Origin of the sequence: Cytobacillus gottheilii, from assembly GCF_900166665.1 — a bacterium.
GTDB classification, from domain to species: Bacteria; Bacillota; Bacilli; order Bacillales; family Cytobacillaceae; genus Cytobacillus; species Cytobacillus gottheilii_A.
In genome coordinates this window covers 2,997,812-3,021,001 of sequence record NZ_LT800494.1, presented here as the reverse complement: position 1 = coordinate 3,021,001, position 23,190 = coordinate 2,997,812, and the positions used below count along the sequence as shown (strand labels likewise).

The following is a 23,190-nucleotide window of genomic DNA, read 5'->3' as shown; positions in this document are numbered from 1 at the left end:
AAAGCTGAGAGGAATAAAAAAACTCATTATTAAGAAGCAATCGTTTGTCTGTTTGCACTGGGATGCTACTTAGAGTAAAATCAGCAGGGTATATAAGGTAAGGAGGAAAAGCATTGGAATACCAATATCCGATTGAGCATCATTGGTCTACAGAAGAAATTATTGATGTTATTCAATTTTATCAAAGTATTGAAAGAGCATATGAAAAAGGCATTGAACGGGAAGAGTTTATGAAGTCTTATCGGCGCTTCAAAGAAATTGTGCCAGGAAAAGCGGATGAAAGAAACCTATGCAATGACTTTGAAGAAATGAGCGGCTATTCAGCTTTTCGAACAGTAAAAGCAGCTAAGGAAACGGAAGCCGGTAATCCTGTGAAAATGAAAAAATAAAAACCTCCATCTGGAGGTTTTTTTTCTGCCCTAATTAGTCTTGAGCCTGCACAGCTGCTATATGTTTAGGCCATTTTATAGAAGGGTAATAATTTTTTAAATACATTATCTGCAAGTGATAAAAATTCTTGAGCATTCATATTTACAGCTTTCTCACGGCTAATATTGACACCGCAGAGGATTTCAGCTTTTTTTACAGTTTGCAGACGGTTAAAGAGATTAAGAAGTTCATCTTTCGATAATTCGCTGTGTTTGTACACATCAGGCTTCGTATGATCCCCTGACCAAACAAAATCCTGTGGAATCTCATCATACATTTGGTCAAGATGATTTTCTAGCGTTTTACCAAATTCTTCTTTATTTGGAGCTTCATAAATAAGCGCAAACCAAATGAAAACATGTGTTTCCCAAAGGCCGATTTGAAAATGGGGCAGCATTTTATACCCGCGTGGATTAGAGGCAAACGCAACCCATGTATCATTGGGCGGATTTTTCGTTCTCCTGGCATGACGGGCAACATGTGGAAACATTTCATGGCCAGTCTCGGCAGAAAGGACACCGGAGAAGTGTTTACCTAAATCTTCTAGCTTTGGGCGAATCGTCGTTTTAAGAGCATCCATTCTTTCATCTAGACCATCTATAGTGAATACTGAAAAGTCATCATTTGTAAAACCTGAAAATGTCATATAGAAACCTCCTCTAGCTATGTCAAACATTGTAGCATAATCTGCGGGAAAATAAGAAATAGTATGCACTCTCCTGCAAGCTAGGTTAACGCACATATTTGTTGCAATTTAGAAGAATGAGCATAAGATAATAGTAAAAATAATCAGAAAATTTAAAGTTCCTGGGTATCAACAAAATTTGGTTCTATTACTTGGAAGGGGTGTAGTGTCTAATGAAACAACTTGTAAATTCGACTAAAAAGAAAAAAATTGAAAAGGAAAGAACAGCCGTTTTAAGGTTAGAACTTGACTATGAATTGGCTACTTTATTCGATGCGATGACAAGTAAAAATGATAAGCTTCAAACAACTACTAAACAGAAGCTGGAAAAAATCAGACATGAGCTTCTAAAATTAAACGCGTTATAAAATGCAGTTAAAGAGGGGAAAATGAGAGAAAATGTTCTTATCTAAACAAATTGATTGAAAACGAACTCCATACTTAGTAGGAGTTCGTTTATTACTGTTGACTTATAACTTAAAAACTTCCTCCCAAAAAATGATTGTTTCATTACTTGGTTTACATAAATCTGCATCGTCTTAATTCATGAAACTTGAATAATCTGCATGCTTATTTTAAGCTGAAAGTACTTTAATGAACTTAAACACAAAAGAGGAAGTAGCGAAAAATCGCCTATAGAAAAGGATGATAAACCAATGACAGATTTAGCGAAAATTGATACATATGCGAAACAGTGGATTAAAGAAGCGAGTGAAAATATAAAAAACTCTTTTACAAAAGAATTAACGATTCAAACGAAATCGCATGCTAACGATTTAGTAACGGATATAGATCAAGCAACGGAACGTTTCTTTATTGAGAAAATTAAAAGTGTTTTCCCGGATCATCGGATATTAGGAGAAGAGGGTTTTGGGGATGATGTCCAATCTCTTGAAGGAATTGTCTGGATCATTGACCCAATCGATGGCACAATGAATTTTGTTCATCAGCAGCGCAACTTTGCCATTTCAATTGGAATATTTGAAGATGGTGTAGGTAAAATAGGTTTAATTTACGATGTTGTCCATGATGAGCTTTATCATGCGATTTCAGGTCAGGGAGCCTATTTAAATGATTTAAAAATCCCACCTATGAGGAAAACGAAACTGTCAGAGTCAATCCTAGGTCTAAATGCAACATGGGTTACGGAAAATAGACGAATTGATTCAAATCTTTTAGCACCGCTTGTAAAAAAATCCCGAGGTACACGATCATATGGTTCAGCTGCTCTAGAAATTGTTTATGTGGCTACTGGCCGTATCGATGCATATTTGACGTTAAGACTGGCTCCTTGGGATTTTGCTGCTGGTGTGGTTATTATAGAAGAGCTTGGCGGGCGTGCCACTAGCTTGCGGGGCGAAAAGCTGAACCTGCTTGAAGGCAGTTCTGTCTTTTTTGCCAACGAAGACCTGCATGAAGAGATCTTGAAGGATTATCTTCACGATGGAAAATGGTAACCTGTCTTGGAGAGCGCTTGTAAAATCTGACTATTCCTTTTTTGAGATCTTAATCTCACAAAGTCCAAAATGGCAGGAAATTGAACTTGGGGAAAGGTCACTCGAACAGTTTGTAGAGGATTATGAATATGCAAAGGGGGAATGGAGAGTATGGGAGCTGGATGGATCTTCTTTCGCTATCTCACACCATACAGAATCTTCCCCTTCAAATAAAAAGCCTTGGCTTGGGACATTGCTCGTTCATTCTGAATTGAGAAGAAAGGGTATAGGAGAAAGAATTCTTGATAAGCTCTCTAATGAAATGAAGGATAAAGGACATAAAGCGATTTATGCAGGTGTTCCTATCATGGAAAATGAGTGGATTTCTTTCTTATCAGACTGCGGCTACGAACAATTTAAGCTTGAAAAAGATAAACGTGATGTCCAGTATTTAATTTTTGTCAAACCGACGATGATATAGGGTTATGATGTTATAGAGATGAGGCTGGGACAAAACGAAAATACTATTTCTGAAACACGAATGTTCATTTTCAAGGTTTGCGTCTTTACACATAACCTGTTCCATTGCGTTACAGACCCTCGCTTTCCGTGGGGAGGAAGCTGAGCCTCCTCGTCGCTAGCGCTCCTGCGGGGTCTCACCCTCTCACCCTTTCCTCTATGGCCCACAGGAGTCGAGGGTCCTCCGCTCCATTTCACTCAAGTTTAGGAATATTAAATGTTAAAAACAAATAAAAAACCGGATGATTAGAAAGATTCACTTCCTAACCTAATCATCTCGGTTCTGTGCTTGTGTTAGATACTTAATATCCCGCGATGTTTTCAACTATTCCTGTTGTCACAATTGTTATACATACTTCTTTCTGTCTGCCATATGAAAAAAAGGCATCCGCTTAGGATCGCCTTTTTTAATACTACAATAATCCTTTTTCACGCATTTTCTTTTTCGTTTTGAAGCCAAAACCCATCACAACAAATAAGGCAGCAATACATGCCAGAATGCCTAATATACTTCTTTCGCTAATGGCAATACCAATTGCTCCAATACATATAGCAGCAGCAACCGCACAAGCTAATAAAGGCCATTGTATCTTTTTCATCTTCGCCATTCCTTTCCGCAGGGCTGTTTGTCAGCGAAGAAAAAGTTCAACTGAAAAACACGATTTATCCCCTAAGATTTCAAAGCTCCGGTTATCATTTTCCCATATAAAGATCCGGAAATACTAGAAATGCTTCACAAAAGCTATTCTTAATAAATATTTTACACAAAAAGCTTTTAGGTTTCTAGAATGTTTATGGTATAATGTTTCAGTTATCGTATAAAAATGAAGCTTAAAGCTATTTGATAAATAGGCTAGGAGGAAAATTTTTTGAAACTCAGAGAAAATATTCGTAATATTGCTATAATCGCCCACGTTGACCATGGTAAAACAACGCTTGTTGACCAGCTGTTAAAGCAATCTGGTACATTCAGAACAAACGAGCATGTGGAAGAGCGTGCGATGGATTCAAATGACATTGAAAGGGAGCGCGGCATCACCATTCTGGCTAAAAATACTGCGATCCAATACAAAGATACGCGCATTAATATCCTTGATACACCTGGGCATGCTGACTTTGGTGGAGAAGTAGAACGTATCATGAAAATGGTTGATGGTGTTTTACTTGTCGTTGACGCTTATGAAGGCTGTATGCCACAAACTCGCTTCGTGCTTAAAAAGGCGTTAGAGCAAAACTTAACACCGATTGTTGTAGTGAACAAAATCGACCGTGACTTTGCTCGTCCAGAGGAAGTTATTGATGAAGTACTGGATTTATTTATTGAGTTAGATGCAAACGAAGATCAGCTTGATTTCCCAGTTATTTATGCATCTGCTATTAACGGAACTGCTAGTGTGGATCCAGATCCTGCAAAGCAGGATGAAAACATGCAATCTCTATATGAGACAATTGTTGATAATATTCCAGCACCGGTTGATAACAGTGAAGAGCCTCTTCAATTCCAAGTAGCACTACTTGATTACAACGACTATGTCGGCAGAATTGGAGTTGGACGTGTGTTCCGCGGAACAATGAAGGTTGGTCAGCAGGTAGCTCTTATGAAGCTTGATGGCTCTGTTAAACAATTCCGTGTAACGAAAATCTTTGGTTTCTTTGGCTTAAAGCGTGAAGAAGTTCAAGAAGCAAAAGCTGGAGACTTAATTGCTGTATCTGGAATGGAAGATATCAACGTTGGGGAAACAGTTTGCCCAGTTGAGCATCAAGAGGCATTGCCAGTATTAAGAATTGATGAGCCTACATTACAGATGACTTTCCTTGTAAACAACAGCCCATTCGCGGGTAAAGAAGGAAAATACATCACTTCACGTAAAGTAGAAGAAAGATTGCGCGCGCAGCTGCAGACAGATGTAAGCTTACGTGTTGAAAATACAGAGTCACCAGATGCTTGGATTGTTTCTGGCCGTGGTGAGCTTCACTTATCTATCTTAATTGAAAATATGCGCAGAGAAGGCTTTGAACTGCAAGTATCCAAGCCGGAAGTTATCATCCGTGACATTGATGGCGTAAGATGTGAGCCAATTGAGCGTGTCCAAATTGATGTTCCTGAAGAGCATACAGGTTCTATTATGGAATCAATTGGAGCACGTAAAGGTGAAATGCTTGATATGGTGAACAACGGTAATGGCCAAGTGCGCTTAACTTTTAATGTGCCTGCTCGTGGCTTAATTGGTTACACAACTGAATTCTTAACGTTAACACGCGGATACGGAATTATTAACCATACGTTTGATAGCTATCAGCCGGTTGTAGCTGGACAAGTTGGCGGCAGACGTCAAGGTGTGCTTGTTTCTATGGAGAGCGGTAAATCTTCTACTTACGGTATTATGCAAGTAGAAGACCGTGGTGTAATCTTTGTTGAGCCTGGTACTGAAATTTATGAAGGTATGATTGTTGGAGAGCATAACCGTGAAAGTGACCTGACTGTAAACATTACAAAAGTAAAACAAGCAACAAACATTCGTTCAGCGAACAAGGATCAGACAGCAACTATGAAGAAGCCTCGCATCATGACGCTTGAAGAAGCACTGGAATACTTAAATGATGATGAGCTTTGTGAAATTACTCCTGAATCCATTCGTTTGCGCAAGAAAATTTTAGATAAAAACGAGCGTGAGCGCGTAGCGAAGAAGAAAAAACTAGCAGAAACAAACTAAGCTTTATGAGGGGGGCGAGCAGTTATGGTTGAAGAAAGATTGTCTTTTTTCGCAGCTCTATTCAAAGTCCATGAGAACCCTGATTTAGGTATGTGGCTCTTGTATATTACAATTGTCCTGCTATCGGTTTTAGTCTTTAAACTAGGCTTTGCAAAAAAACTTCCGCTGGGGAAATCAGTTGTGATTTACCTATTTCTGATCCTCGGCTGTACGCTGCTTACCTTTTTAGGCGTTTTCCTGCCAGTTGCAGAAGGTCTTGTTGTTGCAGCACTAATCCTAATTATTTATAAAATTAGGCTGCATCAGGAAAAAAAGCAGCAAGCCAGTGCAGAGTAGCTAGATCTTTAAGCGGCAGAAATTGGATGAAATAGAAAACGGCAGACAATTACATTGTCTGCCGTTTTTTTGCACATAAAAGTATTCGCTGTATTGATAATGAGCAGACGGATCTCTTAAATGCTCCTACCATTCATCATCACTCTTTGGGCTTTTATAAAGCTTAAAGTTACCTGTTGCAGCACGCTGCTTAGTTCTTTCTGAAATTCGTTCATCACAAACTTTGCACATATATGTATGAATTGGACGATTACGCAATCTTTTCGCCTCAAATGAATCATTTGGTATGGATTCAATCTTATCACAAAGTACACATTTTACTCGCATTTGTTTACACCTCAGCTAATTGTTCTTTCCTTTATTATAATATAACATAGCTCCTATTACGAATTTTCATTCTATAGCGGCAGATGTACAATTATTTAGCCTTTAAGGTCAACCTGTATGAAAACTGCTTGTTAATTACATCAAAAGTTTCCTGGTCCTTGTGGGGAAAGGGAGATGGCGGTTCCCCCTATTAGAAATAGTAAATGTACAAAAAGTGCCTGAATCATAAGGAGAAAGTTGAAAGATGTATGAAGAACATAATATGATAGTGTAAAAAAGGAGGCATTCATTTTGATGGCAAACCGAGTGGAAACACAATTAATTGAGCCGCTATATGGGGAAATGCAAAAAGAACGATTCGTTACTTTAGCAACCGTTGATTATGAAACAGGCGGTCCAAATGTCCATACATTATCCTGGGTACTGGCAAAAGATAAAAAAACAGTGTTATTTGCCGTTGAAAGCCATTCAAGGATTATACAGAACATAGAGAATAATAATCAGGTTATCATTTATATGATCGCCAATGAATCGGCCTACTCAATAGCTGGAGTAACAACCATTAAAGAGGAAGTTCATGAAGATTTGCCATTAAAGCTGGCGCTTGTGTCACTCCGTATTGAAGAAGTTAGAGACGTGATGTTTTATGGTTCTAAAATAACAATTCAGCCGCAATTTGATAAAACATATGACCGGGAAGCGGCCTCCCGTCTGGACGAACAGGTTATGAATGCAATAAAAAAAGCTTAGGTAGAAAGTCTGGATCTTGAAAATGGATTCAGACTTCCATACATAGGCTTTTTATTTTTTGGAACGAGTGAAGACGACATTTGCTGTGAATCCGCAATTCAGAGGATTTGCGGGGAGGGACAAAACTAATTGCCGCCGTTGTTATTCGATTGGTTTGACGATTTGCCATTTTTATAATGATTGGATTGTTCCTGCTGCTTTTGTTCTAGTTCTTGTTCTTCTTGGTTATTTAGTTTTTTATCTGGTTCTTCTGTAGCATTGCGTGGATTAGGATCCACCATATCTGCTGGCACTTCAGGTATTAATCTGCCGGAAATGTCTGCTAGTTCATTCATAATCCCCTGTAATGGCCGCCCAGCTCCGATATCATCTCCTATTTCACGAAGGCGTGCATTGATATCTGGATCGGCTACGACTAGTGCTCTTGCGCCGTGCGGGTCTTTTTTTAAGATTTCTGCTACAGAATATTTAATTGAACCAACCTCAGAGCGATCAAGATCCTTGTTCACATCAATTCCTACGATTGCATATTGACCAAGGACAATGGCTGTTGCGTCATTGACGTTGGGAAGACTTGTGGCCAAATCGACAAGATGCTTTGAAATTTCTTGTCCTGATTGACGATCTGTTTCTTGAATGGTGCTATTACGGACATTTATTGCATTCTGACCTGTTGTATTAGGACTAGCAGCATCATTTCGGTCATTATTCATTCCGCATCCTGTTAATAAAAGACTGGCTAAAATGAAAAAAAGTATGAACCTCACTCGTAATACCTCCTATTATAGAATTAAACAATATCGGGGTTCATGGGCAGAAAAAGCCCGAACTAATCTGTACCTTTCATGATTATTGTGTAAAATATCTTCTATCTTTATGCAGAAAAACATATAGTTTACCAAAGTTCAATTTGTCCCATTCCTATTTCTCATGAATAGTGAATGAGGATCAGCAAAACATATTGCACAATACTATGGCTACGAGGGCAGGAGGCATCGGGATTGAGAAAAATATATGTGTTAGATACAAATGTCTTGTTGCAAGACCCATTTTCCATTTTTTCTTTTGAAGAAAATGAGGTAGTAATTCCAGCAGTCGTATTAGAAGAAGTTGATTCTAAAAAGAGATATATGGACGAAATAGGCAGGAATGCAAGGCAAGTATCGAGGCTCATAGACAGCATGAGGTTAAATGGTAAACTGCATGAAAAAATTCCGCTCGAAAATGGCGGAAGTCTTCGGATTGAGCTCAACCACAGATCCTTTCAGCAGCTTCAAGAAATCTTTGTTGAAAAAACAAATGATAACCGCATATTAGCAGTTGCGAAAAACCTTTCTCTTGAGGAAGAAACGAAAGGAAATGGCAAGCCGGTTATACTGGTAAGCAAGGATGCTTTGGTACGGGTGAAGGCTGATGCGATCGGTTTAATGAGTGAAGATTTTTTAAGTGATCGAGTTGTTGAAAATGACCATATATATACCGGCTTTTTAGAGGTGTATGTCCAAAAAGAAGAGCTGAATAAGTTTTATGAAAAAGGTGAGCTGTTACTTGCTGATATTGTGAATCATCCGTTTTACCCGAATCAATTCCTTGTCATGAAGGATGCATTAGGTTCCTCTTCATCAGCACTTGGAATGGTTGATTCTTCAGGCAAAAAAGTAAAAAAGCTTATTTTTGACTATGAACATATATGGGGCATTAAGCCGCGGAACGTTCAGCAGACCATGGCTCTTGAGCTGTTGCTGAAAAAAGATATTCCTCTTATTACACTTATAGGAAAAGCAGGCACAGGAAAGACCTTATTAGCACTGGCGGCTGGTTTAATGCAGACGGAGGATTACGGCCATTTTAAAAAGCTGCTCGTTGCAAGACCCATTGTTCCGGTTGGCAAGGATCTAGGTTTTTTGCCTGGTGAAAAGGAAGAAAAGTTAAGACCGTGGATGCAGCCGATCTACGATAATCTGGAATATTTATTTAATGTTAAGAAGCCAGGTGAATTGGATGCGATCTTGGCAGGTATGGGCTCTATTGAAGTTGAAGCACTCACATATATTCGAGGAAGAAGCATTCCGGATCAATATATTATAATAGATGAAGCGCAAAATCTAACAAAGCATGAAGTTAAAACGATTCTGACAAGAGTGGGAGAGGGCAGTAAAATCGTCCTTATGGGGGATCCAGAGCAAATAGATCATCCGTATTTGGATGCCTATAATAATGGCCTAACCTATGTACTGGAGCGCTTTAAGGATCAGTCTGTTTCAGGTCATGTAAGGCTTGTTAAGGGAGAAAGATCAGGCCTGGCTCAGCTGGCCGCTGATTTGCTGTAATGAAAAAATCATGTCAAAAAGGCTGATTTATCCTTTTTGACATGATTTTTAGTTACCTGACAAGTATGCAGTTTACTGTATTTGAAAAGATGTAATGTTTTTAAATGGGTTGCTATAGTTGCGCCCGTCAGCGAAATAAGCATGAATGGGTCCATCTTCCTTTAATGGCTTTCCATCCTTAGAAAAACCTAAAATCATTCCCTGGGCTTCTTCCAATGACAGCTCGACGTTCCCTTCACTGCTGCTGATTAAAATCACAGTTTTAGCATCTTCATTTGGCTCAGCGTTTTTAAGAAACGGAGCTAGAGGAATGCCAAACGTTCCTGTCAGCACTTTTTCTTTTTCAAATTTTTTTTCTGACTTTAATGTAGGCGGAAAAACGGCACCTTCCATTATCTCTCTATCCCAATGTTTTGAAATTGACTTTGTATACTCCTCCAGGGCATCTGCTCTTTTAATGGCCTGATCAAAATATGTATTTAAATCTACGCGGCGATCATCAAAGATCCAAACACCTGGATCTAGTGTTATGTGAAATTTAACATTACCTTTAATTGATATAATATTTTCCATTCTATTTCTCCCCCCAGTTGTTCAGCGCTTTCATCTGGATAGAATTATACAGCTAAATTCTTCTATTGTCATTTTTTCTAATTGGCAGGAGGCTGAAAAATAGGGCACATACGGGTTTTATGGCAGTTTATTCTCACTCTCAAAAATTTTAAGACAAATTAACGGAAGCTTATCCGTATATTTCTTGCTTTTTTTATAGGTTAAGTATAGAATTTATAGATAGGATAGTCGCTCGGAAACGGGGGGATTAATGTTGGCTTCTGAAATGATTATTGATCATAAAGAGAAAGCTAGTGCACTGCTTAAAGCAGATGCTGATAAAATATTGAAACTCATTAAGGTCCAAATGGACAATTTAACAATGCCTCAGTGCCCTTTATATGAAGAGGTTCTTGACACGCAAATGTTTGGCCTATCGCGAGAGATAGATTTTGCTGTTCGTTTAGGTTTAATAGACGATCAGGACGGGAAAGCCATATTAGGCGAATTAGAACGAGAATTATCAGCTCTTCATGAAGCATCCGTTAAAAAATAACTGAAAAAACTCAAACATTCTTCGGGTGTTTGAGTTTTTTTACACCTGAGTAATTTTATAATTAGACACTTTTACTGAAGGCAGTTAAGAAGGAAAAATAAATAGTATGTCATAATTATGGATATTAATTAATTAGTATGTTACATTTAAAAAGATCAGAACTGCTAGTTTTCGATCTCTTCTCAAATGCATGCAGGAAATCTTATACTTAAGTCGAATAAATATGACAACCTAGAAAATAAGGGAAGAGGCCCATGTTTAAAAAAATATTAAAATCATATGATTACAGTTTACTAGTTGCCGTTGTGCTGCTTTGCATATTTGGTCTCGTAATGGTTTACAGCTCAAGTATGGTTATGGCAGTTCAATATTATGGCCAGTCTAGCGATTTTTTCTATCAAAAACAAAAAACAAACCTGATCATCTCTGCATTTGTGCTGATCATAGTTGCATTGTTTCCATACAAGGCATTTATGAACAACAAAATTCTTGTTCCAATGGTGTTTTTATCAATTATTGGTTTGTCGGGCCTTTTTATCATCGGTACCGTTGCAGGAAATGCGCTGAGCTGGTTTGAAGTCGGAACTCGAAGCTTGCAGCCGGCTGAATTTGTCAAATTAAGTGTGATTATTTACTTAGCGGCCGTTTATGCAAAAAAACAAAATTACATAAATGAGTTTAACCGCGGAGTTGCTCCGCCGCTTGCCTATTTAATCCTTGTTTGTGTTCTGATCGCATTACAGCCTGATTTTGGTACAGCTGCTATCATTTTTCTAATTGCGGCGACGATTATTTTTGCTTCCGGAATGAATTATAAAAACATTTTTAAACTCGGATTAATTGGTTTTTCTATTTTGCTTCCTGCGGTGTTACTGCTTAGAGGGAAAATTTTCTCAGAAAAGAGACTTGGCAGATTTGAAGCTTTTGTGGATCCATTTGGATCGGAACACGGCTACCAGCTCTCGAACTCTTTTATTTCATTAGGAGTGGGCGGGTTAAAGGGTCTTGGTTTAGGAGAGAGTGTTCAGAAACTAGGCTATTTACCCGAAGTGCATACAGACTTCATAATGGCTGTAATCGCTGAAGAACTGGGTGTTTTTGGGGTTGGTTTTGTCTTATTAGGGCTAGGGTATATTGTCTTGAGGGGTTATTATATCGGAATGAAGTGCAAGGATCCATTTGGAAGCCTTCTCGCAATTGGTATTTCAAGTATGATTGGTATTCAGGCATTCATTAATTTAGCAGGGATATCAGGCGTCATTCCATTAACAGGCGTAACACTGCCATTTATAAGCTATGGCGGTTCATCACTCCTGCAAATGTCAATTGCAATAGGCATCCTTTTAAATGTATCCATGTTTGTTAAATATGAAGAAAAATATAAACATAAAGCTGAAAAACCTGTGCCTGAAAGCAGTCCAGTTTATTACAGAGGTGCTTCGATCGGGCGCAAGTAAAATAAATGCATAGAAAATTATAACAAAGTCGGGGTGTTTTTATGGATCAGCGTATTCGCAAGGTTTTAGTCGCAAACAGAGGGGAAATTGCTATTCGTGTCTTTCGGGCTTGTACCGAACTAAATATTAGAACAGTTGCTGTTTATTCCAAAGAGGATTCTGTTTCCTATCATCGCTATAAAGCAGATGAAGCTTATCTCGTTGGAGAAGGAAAAAAACCGATTGATGCTTATTTAGACATCGAAGGCATCATTGAAATTGCAAAAGAAAGCAATGTGGACGCGATCCACCCAGGCTATGGATTTTTATCTGAAAATATTCAATTCGCTAAACGCTGTGAAGAAGAAGGAATAAAGTTTATTGGTCCTCATTCCAAGCACTTAGATATGTTTGGCGATAAAGTCAAAGCAAGATCTCAAGCGCAGCTGGCTGACATTCCGGTTATTCCCGGCAGCGATGGGCCGGTTTCGAGCTTTGATGAAGTTCAGCAGTTTGGGGAGCAGAACGGCTATCCAATTATCATAAAGGCTTCTTTAGGCGGCGGCGGACGCGGGATGCGGATTGTTAAAAGTGCTGATGAAGTTAAAGAAGCATACGAGCGTGCTAAATCAGAAGCTAAAGCTGCATTTGGAAATGACGAAGTCTATGTAGAGAAGTTTGTGGAAAACCCTAAACATATTGAAGTGCAAATTATAGGAGATGAGCACGGAAATATTGTGCACTTATTTGAAAGAGATTGTTCAGTTCAGCGACGTCATCAAAAAGTGGTGGAAGTAGCACCATGTGTTTCATTGGATGAACAGCTGCGAAATGATATTTGTGAAGCGGCTGTCAAGCTGATGAAAAATGTTGATTATATAAATGCAGGCACCGTCGAGTTTTTAGTTTCAGGAAACCAATTCTACTTTATTGAAGTAAATCCTCGTGTCCAGGTTGAACATACAATTACTGAGATGATCACGGGTATAGATATAGTTCAATCGCAAATTATGATTGCTGAAGGTCACGACTTGCATGGTGAAACGGTTGGGATTCCCCAGCAGGATAATATACATATAACCGGATTTGCAATACAATCCCGTGTAACAACAGAAGATCCGCTCAATCATTTTATGCCTGATACCGGCAAGCTGATGGCTTATCGCTCTGGCGGCGGGTTCGGTGTAAGACTAGATGCTGGCAATGCCTATCAGGGAGCAGTTATTACACCTCATTATGATTCTTTGCTTGTTAAGCTTTCCACTCATGCGATGACCTTTAAACAGGCTTCTGCCAAAATGATTCGAAATCTTCAGGAATTTCGAATTCGCGGAGTGAAAACAAATATTATGTTCCTTGAAAATGTCGTAAAGCATCAAAAGTTTCAAAAAGGGGAATATGATACATCGTTTATTGATCAGACTCCAGAACTATTTATCTTTCCGAAAAGAAAAGACCGTGGAACAAAAATGCTTTCTTACATTGGCAATGTGACCATTAATGGTTTTCCAGGAGTTGAAAAGAGTAAACGTCCTAGCTTTGAAGCGCCAAGAATGCCTAAAATTAAACACAATGCACCATATCAGGCTGGAACAAAACAAATTCTTGATAAACAAGGGCCTGATGGTCTCGTTCAGTGGATTAAAGAGCAGAAGAATGTATTGTTAACCGATACAACTTTTAGGGATGCACATCAATCTCTCCTCGCCACACGTCTAAGAACGACAGATTTAAAGCATATTGCAGAACCAACTGCTAAGCTTTTGCCAAATATGTTCTCTTATGAAATGTGGGGCGGAGCTACATTTGATGTTGCTTACCGATTTTTAAAGGAAGACCCTTGGGAAAGGCTTCTGACGCTAAGAGAAAAAATGCCTAATGTATTGCTGCAAATGCTATTGCGTGCATCCAACGCAGTTGGCTACAAAAACTATCCTGATAATGTCATTCGTGAATTTGTTGAAAAGAGTGCTTATGCCGGCATTGATGTTTTCCGGATCTTTGACAGTCTGAATTGGGTAAAAGGGATGGAAGTCGCAATTGATGCTGTTCGTCAGACAGGAAAAATTGCAGAAGCTGCCCTCTGTTATACAGGTGATATCTCTAACCCGCTGAAGACAAAATATGACCTTAATTATTATAAATCATTAGCTCGTGAGCTTGAGCAGCAGGGTGCTCATATTTTAGCCATTAAGGATATGGCGGGACTGCTTAAACCGCAAGCGGCATATTCCCTTATATCTGAATTAAAAGAAACCATTGATATTCCGGTTCACCTGCACACCCATGATACGAGCGGAAATGGCCTATTCACCTACGCAAAAGCAATTGAAGCTGGAGTTGATATTGTTGATGTAGCGTTAAGCTCTATGGCAGGATTGACTTCACAGCCGAGTGCAAACTCACTTTATTATGCATTAGAAGGAACAGAGCGCATGCCGGATGTTGATATTAAATCCTTGGAACAGTTAGCGCATTATTGGGAAGATATTCGTAAATATTATCACGATTTTGAAAGCGGCATGGTTGCTCCTCATACTGAGGTATATGAACATGAAATGCCAGGCGGTCAATATAGCAACCTGCAGCAGCAAGCTAAAGGTGTGGGACTCGGTGATAAATGGGATGAAGTAAAAACGATGTATTCTCGTGTAAATGAAATGTTTGGAGATTTAGTCAAAGTAACTCCTTCTTCTAAAGTGGTTGGTGACATGGCGCTATATATGGTGCAGAATCAATTTTCAGAAGAAGATGTTTTAACAAGAGGTGCTTCGCTTGATTTTCCTGATTCGGTTGTTGAGCTGTTTGAAGGGTATTTAGGACAGCCGTATGGAGGTTTTCCAGAACAGCTTCAGAAGGTTATTTTAAAAGATAAAAAAGCTATTACTGTCCGTCCTGGGGAGCTGTTAGAGGATGTCGATTTTTCTGCTTTGAAAGAAAAGCTGTTTAATGAGATCGGCAGACAAGTAACAAGCTTTGATGCCATTGCATACGCTTTATATCCTAAGGTTTATATGGATTATATAAAAACACATCAGCAGTTTGGTGACATATCTGTTTTGGATACTCCAACCTTCTTATACGGAATGGAGCTGGGCAGCGAAATAGAAGTAGAAATTGAAACAGGAAAAACATTAATCGTAAAACTTGTGTCAATTGGTGAACCTCAGCCGGATGGAACAAGAGTTGTGTACTTTGAATTAAACGGTCAGCAGCGGGAGGTCATTATTAAGGATGAAAGCATTAAGTCGACGATCGCAGTAAAAACAAAAGCGGATCCGCATAATGAGCAGCATATTGGAGCGTCTATGCCTGGAACCGTTATTAAAGTATTAGTTGAAAAGGAAGCCCAGGTCCAAAAAGGCGATCATCTAATGATTACCGAAGCAATGAAAATGGAGACAACGGTTCAAGCTCCATTCGCAGGTACAGTTAAAAACATTCATGTTGGCAACGGAGAAGCAATTCAAACGGGTGATTTGTTAATAGAAATAAACAAAAAGTAATATAAAAAGTGGGCGTGAGAAAAAAGAAAATAATATTACTAAAAAAAGGTTCGATGAAATCGGTTGGGTTTTTAAACAAGGCCGTTCCATTGCGCTACGGACACTCGCTTTCCGTGGGGAGGAAGCTGAGCCTGCTCGTCGCTACCGCTCCTGTGGGGTCTCACCCTTTCCTCTTTTGCTCACAGGAGTCGAGTGTCCTCCGCTCCATTTCACTCATATATGAAAGATATATGTAAAATCACAAAGTGTTGTTTAATACTAAATACGAATATATCACAAGGCTGAGTACTTATGTCTCAGCCTCTTATTAATAGAGGTTATTTTCGTTTCTGGGTAATCTTTTTCCGGCTGGGCTGGTGCTGATCAGGTGTTTCAATCAATGAGCATAGTACTAAAATTGCCTTTAGATATTCCTAAAAACGTCAGAATAACAAAACCCATAAATAGACGGAAGAATTCCGCTTAAATCACAAAATCACTTAAAAAATGCTTAAATAGACGGAGAAAATCCGACTAACTAACCGAAAAACACCGAAAAAAGCGCTTTTGTTCCAAATAACCTGAATGTATCCGCCTATTTTGGCCAAATATAGGTCAATTTTTGAAATAAGAGTAAAAACTCCGTTTATTTTTCACTGGACTAGTTCCTTCATTAGAAGGGCAAAAAAGTCTTATAAATATGGAGCATTTTGTTTAGAGATTACTTAAATTACAATCGCTCAAATAAAATCTTGTTAATCAAAACAATGTCCAAACAAATCTTATAGAATGAGCCTGCAAAAAAGACTCGCCAATCATATGGCGAGTCTTTTGGTTTAAGTTGTGCACGAACCATCAAAATGTTTATGGAATGGTAATGGGCGGTATAGTAGTATTAGATTCTGCCTTTTTTTGTTTGTCTAGATCTTCGAGAATTAAGGTGTTTTGCTTGTTTCTGGACGTCAGCAAAATGAAATAAGCTAGAACCCCAAATAGGCATGTGATAAAGAAGGCGTGTGCCAAAGCAATAATTAGATTTAACCTAGTGATTACCACTAAAGCACCAGCAATAACTTGTAATGAAACGAGAGCGAAAGCAGCAATCCATCCGCCGTAAATGACTTTTTGATTTTTATAATGCTTAATAGCAATGTAGGTAACATAGGCAATCCAGATGAAAATTAGACCTGCAGCAGCTCTATGGCCCATTTGAACCCATTCGTGAAAACTGCCTGGCATAAAGAAGCCATCGTTAACACATAGCGGCCAATCTCTGCAAACTAAACTTGCATCCACATGGCGGACAAGTGCCCCGGTATAAACAACAAATAGGCTGTACAGGGAAATACCGAATATATGAAATTTCATTCTTTTATCGATAATTAATTTTTCAGCTTCAAACTTTTTATCAACCTCAAATATAAGCAATGTCAGCAGGAAGACTGCGGCAAACGAAATCAGCGAGATCCCGAAATGAAGAGCCATAATAAAATCAGATTGCCCCCACATGACTGCAGCTGCACCTATAAGAGCTTGTATGACTAAAAAAACTACCGAAGCTATGGATAAAAACTTTGTTTCACGAATGTGGCCAATGGTTTTCCACGACCAAATAGATAAAATAAGTACCATAATTCCTACAGTACCAGTTACAGCCCTATGTGCAAACTCGATAACAAGTTCCATAGAGATGTCCGAAGGGATTAACTGTCCGTGACAAAGTGGCCAAGAATTACCGCAGCCCTCACCTGATTCGGTTTTAGTGACGAGAGCCCCGCCTAGTAAAATTAAAAGCATGCCGATCGTTGTCAGAACGGCAAACGACTTAAGACTTTTCTGCAAAACATTTCACCTACTTAATAATTGTATACTAATTTATCTTATCAAATGAGTCTTTTGATTTAAAAGGTATTTGTCATATAAAGTTCACTTTTTTGATAGTACAGGAAAGGACAGCTTTTTACAACATTAAACATGATCATGTATTTATTTAGATGAAAAATGGTTGAAAATTAGTGTATATTTTGCTAGAAATATACATGAGGGTAATTTTGGGAATGATTACAAGCCGTTAAGATGGCTATATCTAAAGCATGCCTTTCATTTTAGAAGATACATAGTTTCATTGAGAGAAAATTATAAAAGCGCATACATAACGATCTGAATGATAGAGTGAACTTTCCACACGTTTCAACAACCGAGTTCCTTCGGTTTATAATTGGCGGTGTAGTAATTTATAATATATTATCGCAGAAAAGCAACAAATATATAATAATTTTCATTTTTTGACACAAATTATTCATAATTATTTCAAAAAAATTTCACAAAATAGCTAAAAAATGTGATTTAATATAACAAAAGAGTGTTTAAGGGAACGGTATCATATAGATGTTAACACTATGTGTATAGTGGAAAACTATTTTCTATATAATTTTTAAACATTCTCTCGTTTTTTATTACAAATATGGCAAAGTCAGCAATAATGCTATATAGTAGTTGTTGGTGCTTTTATACGTTGTATTTGTATTGCAGGATAAAGGAGGAGAATTTATGGCAAACTCAAGGGCTTTCACCGAAGCTGGGATCGAGGGGAATGAAGGAAGCCTGAATAACGGTATGCCGTCGACAACTGTGTGGAAAGATTTTATGGCACTGATAAAAATCGGCATAGTTAATTCGAATGCAATTACCACTTTTACCGGGATTTGGCTTGCATTGCATTTTACCGGAAAAGGGTTTTTCAATAATCTTGATATCGTTTTTTACACATTAATCGGTTCTTCACTTATTATTGCCGGTTCATGCAGTCTGAATAACTATATTGACCGTGATATCGATCATCTGATGGAAAGGACGAAAGCACGGCCAACTGTTACTGGAAAAGCAAACCCGTTACTGGTTGCCGTTATGAGCTTTGCCTTGATAGCAGGTGGAACACTGCTTCTGCTTCTGACAACAAAGACTGCAGTGCTGATTGGTCTTGTTGGTGTTTTCAGCTATGTTGTACTCTATACAATATGGACCAAAAGAAGGTTTGTATCCAATACAATCGTTGGCAGCATCTCTGGTGCTGTTCCGCCTTTAATCGGATGGGCGGCAGTTGATGCCAGTTTGGATCCGATGGCTTGGGTCTTATTTCTTATCATGTTTATATGGCAGCCGCCTCATTTTTATGCTTTAGCTATGAGAAGAGCAGAAGAATATCGGGCTGCTGGCGTACCAATGCTCCCAGTTGTAAAAGGGTTCAAGGCTACGAAGATACATACTTATGTTTGGATCACTTTATTGATTCCGCTTCCATTCCTTTTGCCTGACCTAGGGACACTATTCATTGTATTTGCGACAATGCTTAACATAGGGTGGATTGCTGTAGGAGTCTATGCAAATAAGTTTAAAAACGACATTAAATGGGCTACGTTAATGTTCGTATACTCCATACAATATCTGACCATCCTGTTTGTAGCTATGGTAATTGTCACACTTATTTAATTTTTTTGTTAGGAAATTTTCTCTTTCCTTAGATTCACGAAGAGAGGATTTATCCATATTTATCACTTATTTAAAGAAATTTTATACGAAAGAGGGGTATGTTTTAGCTATGAAAAGGCTTTTAAAAGGGCGTCTTAGTTTTATTTTTCTGTTTGCGATGCTTACGCTAATACTGTCCGGCTGTGGAGAACCATTCCTATCTACTCTCCAGCCCGCAGGAGAAGTGGCTCGCACACAGTATGATTTGATGCTGTTAAGCGTAGTAATCATGGTTGGTGTCATCATTGTTGTAACAGCTATCTTCCTTATCGTGCTATTTAAGTTCCGCCGTAAGGATGAAAGTATTCCAAAGCAGGTTGAAGGCAGTCACAAGCTTGAAATTATCTGGACTGTTATTCCAATCCTTCTTCTACTCGTATTGGCGGTTCCAACTGTTAAAGCAACATTTGATTTAGCAGATGTTACTCCAATGGAAGAAACAAATGAGGATGGCAAGACTGATGTGATGACAGTCAATGTACGTGCCAACCTATATTGGTGGGAGTTTGAATATCCAAACGAAGAAATTCTAACGAGCCAAGAGCTTGTTGTTCCGACTGATGAAAGAGTTTATTTCAATTTGATCGCGTCTGACGTTAAGCATTCATTCTGGATTCCAGCTGTTGGAGGAAAGATGGATACAAATACGGACAACGTTAATAAATTCTGGCTTTCATTTGATGGAGATAAAGCAGGTGAGCTAGAAGATAACATATTCTATGGCAAGTGTGCTGAGCTTTGTGGTCCTTCACATGCTTTGATGGATTTCAAAGTGAAAGCAATTCCTCGTGATCAATTCGATCAGTGGGTAAGCAATATGCAATCTGTTACTGAGCCTGCAGTTGCTGAAAGTGCTACTGCGCAGCAGGGTCAAGAAATTTTCAACAACAGCTGTATCGGTTGTCATGCTGTTACACCGGCAAATACTACGCCTGAAGCAGCTCGTATGGCACCTAACTTAACGAATTTTGGTGACCGTGAACATATCATTGGTTACCTTGAAAATAATGAAGAAAACATTAAAAAGTGGCTTAATGATCCTGAAAGTCTGAAACCAGGCAACAAAATGACCGATACTTACGGTGATCTTTCAGACGATGAGATTAATGCACTTACAGAATACTTACTGAGTCTTAAAGTTCAAGATCAATAAGGGGATTTGTTTAAAAGGGAGGTAAAATTGTGAGTACCTTAGCTCAGAAAAAGGGATTCGGCGCTACTATTTGGGACTACTTAACAACTGTAGACCATAAAAAAATCGCGATCCTTTATCTAATAGCTGGCGGATTCTTCTTCTTAGTTGGTGGATTAGAAGCTATGTTCATCCGTGTTCAGCTTGCCGTACCAAATAACGATTTTGTCAGTGCGGGATTATATAATGAAATTTTAACAATGCACGGGACAACGATGATTTTCCTGGCAGCAATGCCGCTTGTTTTTGCTTTTATGAATGCGATTATGCCGCTCCAAATTGGTGCGCGTGACGTTGCATTCCCATTTCTGAATTCTTTAGGCTTCTGGCTGTTTTTCTTCGGAGGCGTATTCTTAAACCTTTCATGGTTTCTAGGTGGAGCTCCTGATGCGGGGTGGACATCTTATGCATCTCTATCACTTGCATCAGAAGGTCATGGAATTGACTTCTATGTTCTTGGGTTGCAGATATCCGGTGCAGGTACGCTAATCGGGGGGATTAACTTCCTTGTAACGATTATTAATATGCGTGCACCAGGAATGACTTATATGCGTATGCCGATGTTTACATGGGCTACATTTGTAACATCTGCGTTAATCCTATTTGCATTCCCTCCATTAACAATCGGTTTATTCCTTATGTTATTTGACCGTATGTTTGGAGCGAATTTCTTTGACCCGACAATGGGTGGTAACACTATCATTTGGGAGCATTTCTTCTGGATCTTCGGACACCCTGAAGTTTATATCTTAATTCTTCCAGCGTTCGGGATTTTCTCTGAAATCTTTGCGATTTTCTCTAGAAAACGTCTATTCGGTTACTCATCTATGGTATTTGCAACCGTATTGATCGGTTTCTTAGGATTCATGGTATGGGCTCACCATATGTTTACAACAGGTATGGGACCAATTGCCAATGCAATCTTTGCTGTAGCAACAATGGCGATTGCTGTTCCAACAGGTATTAAAATCTTTAACTGGCTATTTACAATGTGGGGCGGAAGTATTCAGTTTACAACTCCAATGATGTATGCTGTTGCCTTTATTCCTTCTTTTACAATGGGTGGAGTAACAGGGGTAATGTTAGCTTCGGCAGCACAGGATTATCAATATCATGACAGTTATTTCGTTGTAGCCCACTTCCACTATGTTATCGTTGGTGGGGTTGTATTTGCACTATTGGCAGGAACTCATTTATACTGGCCAAAAATGTTTGGAACAATGCTTAACGAAAAAATGGGTAAATGGACTTTCTGGCTATTCTTAATTGGTTTCCATTTAACATTCTTTATTCAGCATTTCTTAGGACTATGGGGAATGCCGCGCCGTATCTTTACATTCAATGAAGGACAAGGTTTAGATGCAGCCAATGCAGTCAGTACGGTTGGAGCATTCTTTATGGCCGTATCAACGATTATCCTATTAATTAACATTATTATGACAAGCATTAAAAATGAGAAGGTTGGCAGTGATCCATGGGGAGATGGACGTACACTTGAATGGGCTATCCCTTCACCGCCGCCATTCTACAACTTTAAACAGCTTCCGCTTGTTCGTGGTTTAGATGCTCTTTGGATTGAAAAAATGGAAGGCAAAAAAGGAATGACACCTGCAGAGCCACTTGGTGATATACATATGCCAAATAACTCTATCATTCCGTTTGTGATGTCATTTGGTTTATTTGTAGCTGCCTTTGGTGCCATGTATCATGCTGATGAAGGCAACACATGGGGAATTCCAGTCTTAATTATCGGATTATTAATCACTTTAGGTTCTATGCTTGTCCGCTCTGTTAAGGATGACCATGGATACCATATTCATAAAGAGGATTTGGTTGACGATGATGATAAGGGGGTAAAGGCATAATGCAAGCAGAAGAAAAGTTCACTCAAGAAACCTGGCCTGCGTCGCCTGAAAAACAAACCCTCGAGGCAAAAAACAAGTTTCTTGGTTTCTGGTTCTTTTTAGGCGGAGAAACGGTTTTATTCGCATCCCTATTTGCAACTTATCTAGCACTTAAAGATAAGGTTCCGAATAGTGAGATGTCATTAGCAAAAGATTTATTTGAAATGCCGCTTGTTTTTGCGATGACGATGATTCTTTTAACAAGCTCGCTGACAAGTGTATATGCTATGTATCATATGAAGAATTACAACTTTGGAAAAATGCAGCTTTGGATTGGACTCACAGTTATTCTTGGATTTGTTTTCCTGGGACTTGAAATTTATGAGTTCAATCATTATGTGCATGAATTCGGCCATACATTTACAAGCAGTGCATTCGGATCCGCCTTCTATACACTTGTAGGCTTCCACGGTGCCCACGTAGCTTTTGGATTAATGTGGTTTATTGCTTTAATGATTCGTAATGGCAAACGGGGATTAAATCTGTATAACGCGCCAAAATTCTATGTAGCTAGTCTATACTGGCACTTTATCGACGTTGTATGGGTATTTATCTTCACTGTCGTATATTTAATGGGAATGGTGGGATAAACTGATGACAAATGAACAATTAAATTCAGGAAACCCTAAAGTAGACATTGAATATCGCCGCAAAAAAAATGCAGAGGAAATGCGCTATCAAGTCATTACCTTTGCACTGATGATCTTCTTGACTTTAGTAGCATTCGTTGCAGTCGGATATGAAGGATTTTCTGCTTCATTTGCAGTGCCATTTATCCTAGTCCTAGCTTTCGTTCAAGTGGCTTTCCAATTGTATTATTTCATGCATATGAGCCACAAAGGGCATGAAGCACCTGCATTATTCTTATACTCTGGCGTATTCGTCGGCTTTATCACTGTATTAGCTTTTATGACAGTGATCTGGTGGTGAAAAATTTGAAAATCGGCTTTTAGCCGGTTTTCTTTTTTATGTAAAAATGTATATTTACAACCCTATTTCTATCGGCAGAAT

The 23,190-nt window shown here is 38.7% G+C and carries 22 protein-coding genes; 16 read left to right on the top strand and 6 right to left on the bottom strand.

Annotated elements, in window-relative coordinates; genetic code table 11:
- The first annotated feature begins 113 nt into the window (after window positions 1–113).
- Window positions 114–389: a UPF0223 family protein gene (locus B7E07_RS14855; RefSeq protein WP_080846685.1), complete on the top strand. Its 276-nt coding sequence runs from the start codon at window positions 114–116 to the stop codon at window positions 387–389.
- Window positions 390–454: 65 nt separating this feature from the next.
- Here the strand turns inward: B7E07_RS14855 and B7E07_RS14850 are convergent, their stop codons facing one another.
- Window positions 455–1,075, bottom strand: coding sequence for a YktB family protein (locus tag B7E07_RS14850; protein WP_080846681.1), 621 nt, complete (start codon window positions 1,073–1,075; stop codon window positions 455–457).
- Window positions 1,076–1,287: 212 nt separating this feature from the next.
- On the opposite strand from B7E07_RS14850, the gene B7E07_RS14845 reads away from it, so the two are divergent.
- From B7E07_RS14845 to B7E07_RS14835, 3 genes are all read left to right on the top strand, one after another.
- Window positions 1,288–1,482 carry a hypothetical protein gene (locus B7E07_RS14845; RefSeq protein ID WP_080846676.1) on the top strand — a complete coding sequence of 65 codons (195 nt, stop codon included), beginning with the start codon at window positions 1,288–1,290 and terminating at the stop codon, window positions 1,480–1,482.
- Between the two features lie 288 nt (window positions 1,483–1,770).
- Window positions 1,771–2,571 carry an inositol monophosphatase family protein gene (locus B7E07_RS14840; RefSeq protein ID WP_080846671.1) on the top strand — a complete coding sequence of 267 codons (801 nt, stop codon included), beginning with the start codon at window positions 1,771–1,773 and terminating at the stop codon, window positions 2,569–2,571.
- Window positions 2,558–3,031: a GNAT family N-acetyltransferase gene (locus tag B7E07_RS14835; RefSeq protein WP_080846668.1), complete on the top strand. Its 474-nt coding sequence runs from the start codon at window positions 2,558–2,560 to the stop codon at window positions 3,029–3,031. Before B7E07_RS14840 ends, B7E07_RS14835 begins: the two co-directional genes overlap by 14 nt.
- A 451-nt stretch (window positions 3,032–3,482) precedes the next feature.
- Here B7E07_RS14835 and B7E07_RS14830 read toward each other — a convergent pair whose 3' ends face one another.
- On the bottom strand, window positions 3,483–3,668 hold the full coding sequence (locus B7E07_RS14830; protein ID WP_080846665.1) for a YlaF family protein: 186 nt from the start codon (window positions 3,666–3,668) through the stop codon (window positions 3,483–3,485).
- A gap of 270 nt (window positions 3,669–3,938) precedes the next feature.
- Between B7E07_RS14830 and typA the strand changes: the two genes are divergently transcribed.
- Together typA and B7E07_RS14820 are read left to right on the top strand one after the other, a co-directional pair.
- Window positions 3,939–5,783: a translational GTPase TypA gene (gene typA / locus B7E07_RS14825; protein WP_066447020.1), complete on the top strand. Its 1,845-nt coding sequence runs from the start codon at window positions 3,939–3,941 to the stop codon at window positions 5,781–5,783.
- 24 nt (window positions 5,784–5,807) lie between these two features.
- The gene (locus B7E07_RS14820) at window positions 5,808–6,119 is read left to right on the top strand and encodes a YlaH-like family protein (RefSeq protein WP_080846662.1); all 312 of its coding nucleotides are present in this window, start codon (window positions 5,808–5,810) and stop codon (window positions 6,117–6,119) included.
- A gap of 126 nt (window positions 6,120–6,245) precedes the next feature.
- On the opposite strand, the gene B7E07_RS14815 is transcribed toward B7E07_RS14820, so the two are convergent.
- On the bottom strand, window positions 6,246–6,446 hold the full coding sequence (locus B7E07_RS14815) for a YlaI family protein (RefSeq protein WP_080846658.1): 201 nt from the start codon (window positions 6,444–6,446) through the stop codon (window positions 6,246–6,248).
- Between the two features lie 294 nt (window positions 6,447–6,740).
- On the opposite strand from B7E07_RS14815, the gene B7E07_RS14810 reads away from it, so the two are divergent.
- Entirely contained in the window at window positions 6,741–7,196 is a 456-nt protein-coding gene (locus B7E07_RS14810; protein WP_080846654.1) for a pyridoxamine 5'-phosphate oxidase family protein, read from the top strand.
- A gap of 125 nt (window positions 7,197–7,321) precedes the next feature.
- Here B7E07_RS14810 and B7E07_RS14805 read toward each other — a convergent pair whose 3' ends face one another.
- Entirely contained in the window at window positions 7,322–7,963 is a 642-nt protein-coding gene (locus B7E07_RS14805; protein WP_080846651.1) for a YhcN/YlaJ family sporulation lipoprotein, read from the bottom strand.
- 234 nt (window positions 7,964–8,197) lie between these two features.
- Here B7E07_RS14805 and B7E07_RS14800 point away from each other — a divergent pair, with 234 nt between their 5' ends.
- Window positions 8,198–9,526, top strand: a complete 1,329-nt coding sequence (locus B7E07_RS14800; RefSeq protein ID WP_080846648.1) for a PhoH family protein — start codon at window positions 8,198–8,200, stop codon at window positions 9,524–9,526.
- A 72-nt stretch (window positions 9,527–9,598) separates the two neighbouring features.
- On the opposite strand, the gene B7E07_RS14795 is transcribed toward B7E07_RS14800, so the two are convergent.
- Window positions 9,599–10,099, bottom strand: coding sequence for a hypothetical protein (locus tag B7E07_RS14795; RefSeq protein ID WP_080846645.1), 501 nt, complete (start codon window positions 10,097–10,099; stop codon window positions 9,599–9,601).
- A 253-nt stretch (window positions 10,100–10,352) separates the two neighbouring features.
- Between B7E07_RS14795 and B7E07_RS14790 the strand changes: the two genes are divergently transcribed.
- The 3 genes from B7E07_RS14790 (at window position 10,353) to pyc (ending at window position 15,576) form a co-directional block, all read left to right on the top strand.
- Complete coding sequence (locus B7E07_RS14790; RefSeq protein ID WP_080846642.1) at window positions 10,353–10,634, top strand: Fpa/YlaN family protein; 282 nt, start codon at window positions 10,353–10,355, stop codon at window positions 10,632–10,634.
- Between the two features lie 254 nt (window positions 10,635–10,888).
- Complete coding sequence (locus B7E07_RS14785; RefSeq protein ID WP_080846640.1) at window positions 10,889–12,091, top strand: FtsW/RodA/SpoVE family cell cycle protein; 1,203 nt, start codon at window positions 10,889–10,891, stop codon at window positions 12,089–12,091.
- A 41-nt stretch (window positions 12,092–12,132) separates the two neighbouring features.
- Entirely contained in the window at window positions 12,133–15,576 is a 3,444-nt protein-coding gene (gene pyc / locus B7E07_RS14780; RefSeq protein ID WP_080846631.1) for a pyruvate carboxylase, read from the top strand.
- Window positions 15,577–16,419: 843 nt separating this feature from the next.
- Here pyc and B7E07_RS14775 read toward each other — a convergent pair.
- The gene (locus B7E07_RS14775) at window positions 16,420–17,397 is read right to left on the bottom strand and encodes a COX15/CtaA family protein (RefSeq protein WP_080846627.1); all 978 of its coding nucleotides are present in this window, start codon (window positions 17,395–17,397) and stop codon (window positions 16,420–16,422) included.
- Between the two features lie 708 nt (window positions 17,398–18,105).
- Here B7E07_RS14775 and cyoE point away from each other — a divergent pair.
- The 5 genes from cyoE to ctaF all read left to right on the top strand — a co-directional run bounded on the left by cyoE (window position 18,106) and on the right by ctaF (window position 23,109).
- Window positions 18,106–19,044 carry a heme o synthase gene (gene cyoE / locus B7E07_RS14770; RefSeq protein WP_080846622.1) on the top strand — a complete coding sequence of 313 codons (939 nt, stop codon included), beginning with the start codon at window positions 18,106–18,108 and terminating at the stop codon, window positions 19,042–19,044.
- Window positions 19,045–19,153: 109 nt separating this feature from the next.
- Complete coding sequence (gene coxB / locus B7E07_RS14765; RefSeq protein WP_080846618.1) at window positions 19,154–20,236, top strand: cytochrome c oxidase subunit II; 1,083 nt, start codon at window positions 19,154–19,156, stop codon at window positions 20,234–20,236.
- A gap of 29 nt (window positions 20,237–20,265) precedes the next feature.
- A complete protein-coding gene (ctaD, locus tag B7E07_RS14760; protein WP_080846615.1) occupies window positions 20,266–22,140 on the top strand; it encodes a cytochrome c oxidase subunit I in 1,875 nt (624 codons plus the stop codon).
- Complete coding sequence (locus tag B7E07_RS14755; protein WP_080846613.1) at window positions 22,140–22,769, top strand: cytochrome (ubi)quinol oxidase subunit III; 630 nt, start codon at window positions 22,140–22,142, stop codon at window positions 22,767–22,769. Before ctaD ends, B7E07_RS14755 begins: the two co-directional genes overlap by 1 nt.
- A 4-nt stretch (window positions 22,770–22,773) precedes the next feature.
- Window positions 22,774–23,109 carry a cytochrome c oxidase subunit IVB gene (ctaF, locus tag B7E07_RS14750; protein WP_080846612.1) on the top strand — a complete coding sequence of 112 codons (336 nt, stop codon included), beginning with the start codon at window positions 22,774–22,776 and terminating at the stop codon, window positions 23,107–23,109.
- The last annotated feature ends 81 nt before the right edge of the window (window positions 23,110–23,190 follow it).

What these genes read in the sequence shown, in the direction of transcription:
- B7E07_RS14850 (WP_080846681.1), bottom strand. Translation starts at nt 1,075, where the DNA reads ATGACATTTTCAGGTTTTACAAATGATGACTTTTCAGTATTCACTATA.
- B7E07_RS14845 (WP_080846676.1), top strand. Translation starts at nt 1,288, where the DNA reads ATGAAACAACTTGTAAATTCGACTAAAAAGAAAAAAATTGAAAAGGAA.
- B7E07_RS14840 (WP_080846671.1), top strand. Translation starts at nt 1,771, where the DNA reads ATGACAGATTTAGCGAAAATTGATACATATGCGAAACAGTGGATTAAA.
- B7E07_RS14835 (WP_080846668.1), top strand. Translation starts at nt 2,558, where the DNA reads ATGGAAAATGGTAACCTGTCTTGGAGAGCGCTTGTAAAATCTGACTAT.
- B7E07_RS14830 (WP_080846665.1), bottom strand. Translation starts at nt 3,668, where the DNA reads ATGAAAAAGATACAATGGCCTTTATTAGCTTGTGCGGTTGCTGCTGCT.
- B7E07_RS14820 (WP_080846662.1), top strand. Translation starts at nt 5,808, where the DNA reads ATGGTTGAAGAAAGATTGTCTTTTTTCGCAGCTCTATTCAAAGTCCAT.
- B7E07_RS14815 (WP_080846658.1), bottom strand. Translation starts at nt 6,446, where the DNA reads ATGCGAGTAAAATGTGTACTTTGTGATAAGATTGAATCCATACCAAAT.
- B7E07_RS14810 (WP_080846654.1), top strand. Translation starts at nt 6,741, where the DNA reads ATGGCAAACCGAGTGGAAACACAATTAATTGAGCCGCTATATGGGGAA.
- B7E07_RS14795 (WP_080846645.1), bottom strand. Translation starts at nt 10,099, where the DNA reads ATGGAAAATATTATATCAATTAAAGGTAATGTTAAATTTCACATAACA.
- B7E07_RS14785 (WP_080846640.1), top strand. Translation starts at nt 10,889, where the DNA reads ATGTTTAAAAAAATATTAAAATCATATGATTACAGTTTACTAGTTGCC.
- pyc (WP_080846631.1), top strand. Translation starts at nt 12,133, where the DNA reads ATGGATCAGCGTATTCGCAAGGTTTTAGTCGCAAACAGAGGGGAAATT.
- cyoE (WP_080846622.1), top strand. Translation starts at nt 18,106, where the DNA reads ATGGCAAACTCAAGGGCTTTCACCGAAGCTGGGATCGAGGGGAATGAA.
- coxB (WP_080846618.1), top strand. Translation starts at nt 19,154, where the DNA reads ATGAAAAGGCTTTTAAAAGGGCGTCTTAGTTTTATTTTTCTGTTTGCG.
- B7E07_RS14755 (WP_080846613.1), top strand. Translation starts at nt 22,140, where the DNA reads ATGCAAGCAGAAGAAAAGTTCACTCAAGAAACCTGGCCTGCGTCGCCT.
- ctaF (WP_080846612.1), top strand. Translation starts at nt 22,774, where the DNA reads ATGACAAATGAACAATTAAATTCAGGAAACCCTAAAGTAGACATTGAA.